Here is a 7,952-nt window from a genome sequence, read left to right as displayed (position 1 = left end):
GGCCTGGGTGGACCCCGGCCCGGCGCCGGGAGCACCGCCCGCGCCCACGGTGGCGAGCTGTGGCTCGGCCACCCTCGCCGTCCGGGCACTGGCCCATTCCGCAGCGTGCAGGGTCATCGCGAGCAGGTAGAGCACCGCCGAGGTGACCATGGCCAGGCTGGAGTAGTAGGCGATCACTGCTGCTCCTCGTCTTCGGTCGCCGTCAGCGTAGCCCCGAACCCGCATGCCGCCGCCAGTGCGGACACCTCATCGGTGAGACCGCCGCGTCCCTCGACCCGGTCGAGACCGGCGACACCGACGGTGGTCGAAGCCTCCGGCTCCTCACCGGCGGGCGAGACGCGGACGTAGAGGCGGCGCGGCCGGACGGTGAGCGAGACGGCCATGCCGATCACGGCGAGCATCACCGAGCCGAGCACCATCCAGCCGCCCGGTGTGTTCGAGATCTGGAGCTTGGTCCAGCGCTTCCAGCCGTCGAAGGTGATCGAGCCCTGCCCGTCCGGAAGCTTGTAGCCCGTGCCGACCTTCAGGCCCACGCTGACCGGCGATCCGTCACCGGTGGTGAGCTGGGTGAGGCCGGTCCGGTCCAGGGAGTAGACGCTCTCCGGGACGCCCGTCTCCACCTTCGGCTCGCCCGTCCACACGTTCAGGAGCAGCTCGGGGTTCAGCGCGTCGGGGAAGGCCGAGACCATGCCGTTGGCGCCGCCCGCGGTCGCCGTGGGCAGGAACACGCCCTCGAAGGCCAGCCGCTTCGGCCGGGCGTCCGGCGCCTTGATCACCCCGCTGGAGCGGAAGTTCGCGTCCTCGGGGAGGAAGACGACCGGCCCGGAGAAGACCACGTCCCCGTTGCCGTCGCGTACGGTGACGACCGGCGCGTAGCCGTGGCCGAGCAGGTGGACGGTGTCGCCGCCGAGCTGGAGGGGCGCGTTCACCTGCAGGCTCTCCGTGACGTCCGCCTGACCTGGCCGACTGAGGGTGACGTGGGCGTTGAACTCCCGCGCCGCGCCGGTCTGGACGGGACCGGTCTCGAAGCGGACATCGAACGAGTCGAGCCTGATGGTGAAGGGCGACAACTGGGAGGAGTTGAAGGCCGCACCGGAGCCGAACTCGTCGTACTGGGTGAGGGTGTTGGAGAACGCCTGGCCCTCCACGACAACGGTGGTGCCCTTGAAGCTGAACAACGAGCCCCACGCCAGCCCGACCAGCGTGGCCACCAGACAGATGTGGAAGACCAGGTTGCCGACCTCGCGGAGCCGGCCGCGTTCGGCGGAGATCGAGTCGGACTCCCGCCGGACCACGTAGCGGCGCGAGCGCAGGTGCGCCTCGGCCGCGTCGAGCACCTCGGCCGGGCTCCGCCCGACCCTCGCCGTGGTATGACCGGGGAGCCGGGTCAGCCGCCCCGGTGCGCGCGCCGGCAGCGCCCTCAACTCCCTGGCGAAGGTGGCCGTGCGCGGGATGATGCAGCCGATCAGGCTGATGAACAGCAGCAGGTAGATCGCGGCGAACCAGGCCGAGCCGAACACGTCGAAGAAGCCGAGCCGGTCCAGCCACGGCCCGCCGTCGGGATGCGCGCTGAGATAGGTCGCCACGCCCACCGGGTTGGTCGGGCGCTGCGGCAGCAGCGATCCCGGAATGGCGGCGACGCCGAGCACGAACAGCAGGATCAGCGCCGTGCGCATCGAGGTCAGGGTGCTCCAGAAGAAGCGCAGCCAGCCGATCATCAGATCACCGCCGTGAAGCCTGCGCCCCAGGCGACGAGCTGCGCCATCAGCGCGTCCCACCAGCCGGTGAGGAGCAGCAGCCCCACCGCCATCATCGCGATCCCGCCGGCGACCTGGATCCGCCGGTGGTGGCGCTTCGCCCGGGCCACGGTGCCGGAGAACCGGTCGAAGGCCAGGCCCGCGACCACGAAGGGCAACCCCAGGCCCAGCGCATAGGCGAGCGCCAGGACGCCGCCGCGCAGCGCGGTCGCCTCGTTCAGGGCCAGCGAGAGGACCACGGCGAGGGCGGGGCCGATGCACGGCGTCCAGCCGAGGGCGAACACGATCCCGAGCAGGGGGGACGCGGCGACGCCGAGCCGGGGCGTCAGGTTCGGGCGCCACGACGGCTGGAAGGGCAGCCAGCCGGTGAACAGCAGGCCGAGGACGACCGCGAGCAGCCCGGCCACGACCGACAGTGGACGCCGCCACTCCACCAGCGCGCCGCCCACGCCTCCGGCCAGCGCCCCCGAGGCCACGAACACCAGGGCCAGCCCGGCGACGAAGCCGAGCGTCCCGGCCAGCACCCGGCGGCGGTTCCGGCCGCCCTCCCGCCCCGCGGCGATCTCGGCCGCGCCGAGGCCGGTGGCGTACGACAGGTAACCGGGCAGGAGGGGCAGCACGCACGGCGAGAAGAACGAGACCAGCCCGGCGAGGAGGGCGACCGGCAGCGCCAGCAGCACCGACCCGCCGACCGCCTGCTGCACCCACTCGGTCACTTGCCGGCCGCCAGATCCTCGACCAGGCCCACCAGGGTGGCCTCGGTGGTCTCGCCGATCACCCGGGCCGCGACACGTCCGTGAGGGTCGACCAGCAGGGTGCTGGGGATCGCGCTGGCGGGCAGCTGGCCGGAGAACCTCAGCAGCAGCGCTCCGTCCGGGTCGTAGAGGTTGGGGTACGGCACGTCGAACGCGCGGACGAACGCCGCCGGCGCGGCGGTGTCGAGATCACGGGTGTTCAGGCCGACGAACACGGCCTTGCCCTGGGTGGCCCTGCTGGCGGCGACCAGACCGGGCGCCTCGGCCCGGCACGGGGCGCACCACGAGCCCCACACGTTGTAGACGATCACCGAACCGGCGGCATCCGCGCTGGTCCAGGTCTTGCCGTCGAGGGTGGTGCCGGAGATCAACGGAGCGGCCTGGCGCTGGTCGAGGGGGATCTGCGTGAGCGTCCCGTCCCCGCCGACGAACCCGGACGTGCTGGTCGCCCCCGAACTGCAGCCGGTCAGCGCCAGCACCATCGCCGCGCACACCCCACCGACCCGCAGCCGCCACGGCGCCGACGTGGTGAGGGGACGGCTCCGCGGTGCCGTCCGCGGGCGCCCTGCCGCCCCTGTGCCCCGGCGATGCATCACGCTCCCGGACGGAACTTCTTCACCTTCGCCGGCACGAGGTCCGCGCACGGTTCGGCATAGTCGACCCGGACCAGCCGGCGACCGTCGAAAGTGAACGTGGTGACGCTGGCCAGCCGGGCCTGCCGCCTGCGGGGGTCGTGGACCAGGGAGCGTCCCTCCGCCCAGCTGCGCGCCATCCAGATCGGCAGCTCGTGGGAGACGATCAGCGACTCGCCGCCGATCGCGTGGGCGGCGGCGTCCTCGAGGGCCGCGCGCATCCGTGCGACGATCGAGGTGTACGCCTCGCCCCAGGACGGCTTCAGCGGGTTGCGCAGGTGCCACCAGCTGCCGGGCTTCAACAGGATCTCGTTGCGTCTGCCGAAGGACTTGCCCTCGAAGACGTTCGCCGCCTCGATCACCCGCTCGTCGATGTGGACCTCGAGGTCGGGGTGGCGGGCGGCGATCGGCGCCATCGTCTCCTGCGCCCGCTGCAGCGGTGAGCTGACCAGGTACACCAGCGGGGCGTCGGCGAAGTGCTCGCCGAGGCGCTCGGCCATCCTCCGGCCGAGGTCGGAGAGGCCGAAACCGGGCACCCGGCCGTACAGGACGCCCTCGGGGTTGTGCACCTGCCCGTGGCGCACGACGTGGACGACGTTCATCGGCCTCCCTCTCTCCTGGCTGCGACTATACGCAGCACACCTGTCGGATCAGCCCGCGGACCCGGCCGAGAGCGCACGGCGAAGCGTCGCCTCGTCGACGAACCAGATGGCGTGGCGAACCCCGTCCACGAAAGTCACGGGGACGTGGTCGGAGTACTCCGCGCGCAGCGCCGGGTCGGCGTCCACGTTGTCGACCGCCCAGGTGTCGCCGGTCTGCGCGCAGACAGCACGGACGACGGCCACCGCCTCTTCACAGAGGTGGCAGCCGTCGCGGACCAACAGCACGACCCGGGCGTGACTCATCGGCTCGGGCGGACGGTGGCTTACTTGCCGGCGCGGCGACGCTGGATGCGCGTGCGCTTCAGCAGCTTGCGGTGCTTCTTCTTCGCCATCCGCTTGCGACGCTTCTTGATGACCGAACCCACGAATCAGACCTCTCGATGACCGTCCCCACCGGACGGCAGGCACGAAGTTCGGGCTGCTACCAGCCCGGAAGGACACGGCTGGCCAGCCCAGCCGAAGCACGCCGATCCTACCGGCCGCGCCCGCGCTGGGCGAATCAGCCGATCAGCCCGCGTGGTAGAAGGACTCACGCAGGTAGGCGTTCACGGCGTGCTCCGGCACCCGGAAGTTGCGTCCGAAGCGGACGGCCTCCAGGTCACCGGAGTGGATCAGCCGGTAGACCGACATCCGCGACACCCGCAGCGCTGCTGCGACCTCGGCAACCTTCAGAAACCGGACCGTTCCCAACGGTGTGACCGGGTCGCTCATGCTGTTGTTCCTGCCCGCCCTGGGGGCTGCCCCTGCAGCAGCCGCTTCCGGCTACCTTAGTGCCACAGGGGACCTCCGTGGGACTGCCGGGACGAAGTTGTCAACGCGACGCGCCGGAGGCCCCGCACAGACCCGATCGGCGGCCGGGGCTCGACCCCAGGTCGAGTGGTCGGCGCCCGATCGGCACCCGGGACTCGACCGGCGGGCGCCGATCGGCCAGCCTTGATGCGTGCACATCGACCTGAACGCCGACCTGGGCGAGTCCTCCGGCGCGCGGTCGGTGGGAGACGACGCCGCGCTGCTGGACGTGGTCACGAGCGCCAACATCGCCTGCGGCTTCCACGCCGGCGACCCGCTCACGATGGCCCGCACCGTCGCGCTCGCCGCAGAGCGCGGGGTCGTGGTCGGCGCCCACGTCGGCTATCGCGACAGGGACGGTTTCGGCCGCCGCTTCATCGACGTCGAGCCCGAGGAACTGCGCGCAGAGACCGTGTACCAGCTGGGCGCGCTGGCCGGTGCCTGCCGGGCAGCCGGTACCACGTTGAACTACGTGAAACCCCACGGCGCGCTGTACCACGCAATCACGACCCGCCCCGACCAGGCCGAAGCCGTGGTGTCGGCCATCGTCGCGTTCGACCCGACGCTGACGCTGCTCGGCCTCCCCGACACCCTCGCCTCCCGGCTCGCCCGGGCAGCCGGCCTGCGCACGGCGGTGGAGGCCTTCGCCGACCGCGCCTACACCGCCGCAGGCGGCCTGGCGCCGCGCGGCGAGCCCGGGGCGGTCCTGCACGACCCGGCCGAGGTCGCGTCCCGGATCCTCAGACTGGCCACGACGGGGACGATCGGGGCGGTGGACGGCTCGCGCGTCGCGGTCCCGGCCGACTCCGTCTGCGTGCACGGCGACACCCCCGGCGCTGTCGAGATGGCCCGCGCGGTCCGGGCCGCACTGGAGCAGGCCGGGGTGGAACTGCGTCCGTTCGCGTGAGACGGGACGAGGCCGCTCTTGCCGCAAGGTCCGCTCCGGTCGACGATGGGGGCGTGACCGAGGTGGCGGAGCAACTTCCCCTGGGCCGTTCTCCCCGGGCCGCCGGACGCCTCCGGTGACCGCGACCCCGGAGGCGCCACGGCTCCTGCCCTGCGGGGATCGGGCGTTCCTGATCGAGTGCGCGGACCCGGCGGCGGTACGGGCCGCGCTCGAGGCGGCCGACCTGCCTGCCGAGCTGGTGCCGGCGGCCCGGACCGTGCTGGTCCTGCTGTCCGGGCCGGCGGCTCTCGACAGCGTCCGCGCGGAGGCACGCCGCATCCTCGCCGGACCGGTCCCGTCCCTGCCCGCGGAGGACTCCCGGACCGTTGTCGTCCCCGTCCGCTACACCGGGGAGGACCTCGCCGAGGTCGCGGAGCGCACCGGCCTCACCCCGACCGAGGTCGTCGCGGCCCACACCGGGCACCCGTGGCGGGTGGCCTTCGGTGGCTTCGCCCCCGGGTTCGCCTACCTCGACGGCGGCGACCCCCGGCTGGCCGTCCCGCGGAAGGCCACTCCCCGCACCGCGGTGCCGGCCGGGTCGGTCGGCCTCGCGGGGGAGTTCTCCGGCATCTACCCGCGAGCCTCACCCGGCGGCTGGCAGCTGATCGGCCGCACCGACGTCGTCCTGTGGGACGCGGCGCGCACGCCGCCCGCGCTGCTGCGTCCGGGTTGGTGGGTGCGGTTCGAGGAGGTCCGGTGAGCCTGGTGATCGTCCGACCCGGGCCGCTCGCGCTGGTCGAGGACCTCGGGCGCCCCGGCTACGCCGCGGTGGGCGTCGGCCCGTCGGGCGCCTTCGACCGGGTCGCGCACCGGATCGCCGCGGGCCTGGTCGGCAACCACCCGCGCGCTGCGGGGATCGAGGTCACCCTCGGCGGGTTGGTCGTGCGCACCGACGCCGAGGCAATGGTCGCCCTCGCCGGCGCGGAGTGCCCGGCCAGCACGCCCGACGGCAGCGCGCCGTGGGGTGCGGCCTTCCTGCTCCCGGCGGGTGCCGAGCTGCGGCTCGGGCTGCCCGTGGCCGGGCTGCGCAGCTATCTGGCGGTGGCCGGAGGCGTCGTGGTCCCGGCCACCCTGGGTTCGGCGTCCACCGACCTGCTCTCCGGGCTCGGCCCCGCCCGGCTCGCCGAGGGCGACGTCCTGGCCGTCGGCCCGGCCGACTACTCCGGCTGGGCTCCCGCCCTGCCGCAGGCCGACCACCACACCATCACGCTCGACCTGCTGCCGGGCCCGCGCACCGACTGGCTGACCGACGCCCGGCTCCTGGCGGGTCGGTGGACGGTGTCGCCGGACAGCAACCGGATCGGCGTCCGGCTCGCCGGGCCGATCCTGAGTCGGGCACCGGGCTTCGAGGACGCCGAACTGCCCAGCGAGCCGCTGGTCCGCGGCGCCGTCCAGCTGCCTGGGTCGGGCCAGCCCGTCCTGTTCGGCCCCGACCACCCCACGACCGGCGGCTATCCGGTGGTCGCCGTGCTCACCGAGGAGAGCGCGGATCGCCTCGCGCAGTGCCGCCCGGGCGCCGAGGTCACCCTGCGCTGGGCGGCCGACGTCTGACCCACCGGGCACCGGTGAGCGGAATCGCACTGTCTGTGCCCGTTCCAGGGCCGTCGAGGGCCGATCCGGTCATCGGCAGGGCAATTCCTCAGCCCTGCGCCAGCGAACCCCGCCAGGCGAACGGACCGAGGTGGCGAACACGCTCGGTCGCCAGCGCCACAGCGGCTTCGAGCGCCTCGAGCCGTGCCATTCCGGACGCCAGCCCGTGGCAGTACGCGCCGTGCAGCACGTCACCGGCCCCGACGGTGTCGACGACGTCCATGGCCGTGGGGGCGATCGTTCCGCGAGAGCTGTGCGTCCACCACTCCAGGGGGTCGCCGCCGTGGCTCACCGCGACCAGTTCAGGGCCGAGCCCGAGCAGGTCCGCAGGGCCGAGGCCGCCCGGGTGGACGTAGTCGGCCGAACAGATCACGTCCGTGACGAACGGGAGGATGTCGTCGAGCACCGGCTTGTGGGAACCGGCGTCCACGACGACGGGGGTCGTCCCGCCCCCTCCAGCCACCCCACTCCCCCGGTCAGCCCGGGCTCGACCCGGGACCTTGCCTTCGCCCGCCGCCAGCACCGCCGAACGGGCCAGCGGCGCGTGGTGGCCGTCCACCAGCACGACGTCCACGCCGGACAGGTCCGGACCGGCGATCTTCCCGAAGGCGGGGACGTTGCCCGAGCCGCTGACCACGGCCCGCTCCCCGGTTGCCGCATCCAGCAACACCGTCGAGACGGCGAGCTCGAAGCCCGGCGGGGCCACGTCCACCACCTCGACCCCCGCCCCCGCCAGGTCGGAGGCCGCGAGCCGGGCCGCCGGTGCCGGGCCCAGCGCGGTCCAGAACCGGGACCTGCCGCCGAGGGCGGCGAAGGTGATC

At 73.5% G+C, this 7,952-nt stretch carries 11 protein-coding genes; 3 read left to right on the top strand and 8 right to left on the bottom strand.

What is annotated here, in order from left to right; all coding sequences use genetic code 11:
- Positions 1-173: 173 nt before the first annotated feature.
- From QM633_RS13310 to QM633_RS13280, 7 genes are all read right to left on the bottom strand, one after another.
- Positions 174-1,718 (bottom strand): cytochrome c biogenesis protein ResB, encoded by a 1,545-nt coding sequence (locus QM633_RS13310; RefSeq protein ID WP_415154245.1) that lies wholly within the window; start codon positions 1,716-1,718, stop codon positions 174-176.
- Positions 1,718-2,473 carry a cytochrome c biogenesis CcdA family protein gene (locus QM633_RS13305; protein WP_415154244.1) on the bottom strand — a complete coding sequence of 252 codons (756 nt, stop codon included), beginning with the start codon at positions 2,471-2,473 and terminating at the stop codon, positions 1,718-1,720. Before QM633_RS13305 ends, QM633_RS13310 begins: the two co-directional genes overlap by 1 nt.
- The gene (locus QM633_RS13300; protein ID WP_415154247.1) at positions 2,470-2,994 is read right to left on the bottom strand and encodes a TlpA family protein disulfide reductase; all 525 of its coding nucleotides are present in this window, start codon (positions 2,992-2,994) and stop codon (positions 2,470-2,472) included. The genes QM633_RS13305 and QM633_RS13300 overlap by 4 nt, the downstream gene beginning before the upstream one ends.
- Positions 2,995-3,104: 110 nt before the next feature.
- Positions 3,105-3,746 carry a histidine phosphatase family protein gene (locus QM633_RS13295; RefSeq protein ID WP_415154243.1) on the bottom strand — a complete coding sequence of 214 codons (642 nt, stop codon included), beginning with the start codon at positions 3,744-3,746 and terminating at the stop codon, positions 3,105-3,107.
- A 48-nt stretch (positions 3,747-3,794) separates the two neighbouring features.
- Entirely contained in the window at positions 3,795-4,049 is a 255-nt protein-coding gene (locus tag QM633_RS13290) for a glutaredoxin family protein (protein ID WP_415154242.1), read from the bottom strand.
- A 20-nt stretch (positions 4,050-4,069) separates the two neighbouring features.
- Positions 4,070-4,171, bottom strand: coding sequence for a 30S ribosomal protein bS22 (locus QM633_RS13285; protein WP_042842924.1), 102 nt, complete (start codon positions 4,169-4,171; stop codon positions 4,070-4,072).
- A 142-nt stretch (positions 4,172-4,313) separates the two neighbouring features.
- Positions 4,314-4,517, bottom strand: coding sequence for a helix-turn-helix domain-containing protein (locus tag QM633_RS13280; protein ID WP_415154241.1), 204 nt, complete (start codon positions 4,515-4,517; stop codon positions 4,314-4,316).
- A gap of 235 nt (positions 4,518-4,752) precedes the next feature.
- Here QM633_RS13280 and QM633_RS13275 point away from each other — a divergent pair, with 235 nt between their 5' ends.
- The 3 genes from QM633_RS13275 to QM633_RS13265 all read left to right on the top strand — a co-directional run bounded on the left by QM633_RS13275 (position 4,753) and on the right by QM633_RS13265 (position 7,092).
- The gene (locus tag QM633_RS13275) at positions 4,753-5,502 is read left to right on the top strand and encodes a LamB/YcsF family protein (RefSeq protein ID WP_415154246.1); all 750 of its coding nucleotides are present in this window, start codon (positions 4,753-4,755) and stop codon (positions 5,500-5,502) included.
- 115 nt (positions 5,503-5,617) lie between these two features.
- On the top strand, positions 5,618-6,241 hold the full coding sequence (locus QM633_RS13270) for a 5-oxoprolinase subunit B family protein (RefSeq protein WP_415154240.1): 624 nt from the start codon (positions 5,618-5,620) through the stop codon (positions 6,239-6,241).
- Positions 6,238-7,092: a biotin-dependent carboxyltransferase family protein gene (locus tag QM633_RS13265; RefSeq protein ID WP_415154239.1), complete on the top strand. Its 855-nt coding sequence runs from the start codon at positions 6,238-6,240 to the stop codon at positions 7,090-7,092. The genes QM633_RS13270 and QM633_RS13265 overlap by 4 nt, the downstream gene beginning before the upstream one ends.
- An 88-nt stretch (positions 7,093-7,180) precedes the next feature.
- Here QM633_RS13265 and QM633_RS13260 read toward each other — a convergent pair.
- Positions 7,181-7,952: PfkB family carbohydrate kinase (locus QM633_RS13260; protein WP_415154238.1), on the bottom strand; the 772-nt coding region annotated here is incomplete at its 5' end.

Origin of the sequence: Propionicimonas sp., from assembly GCF_047606205.1 — a bacterium.
In the GTDB taxonomy this organism is placed as follows: Bacteria; Actinomycetota; Actinomycetes; order Propionibacteriales; family Propionibacteriaceae; genus Propionicimonas.
The sequence above is the reverse complement of the archived record's forward strand: the minus strand, read 5'-3'. Positions and strand labels throughout refer to the sequence as shown.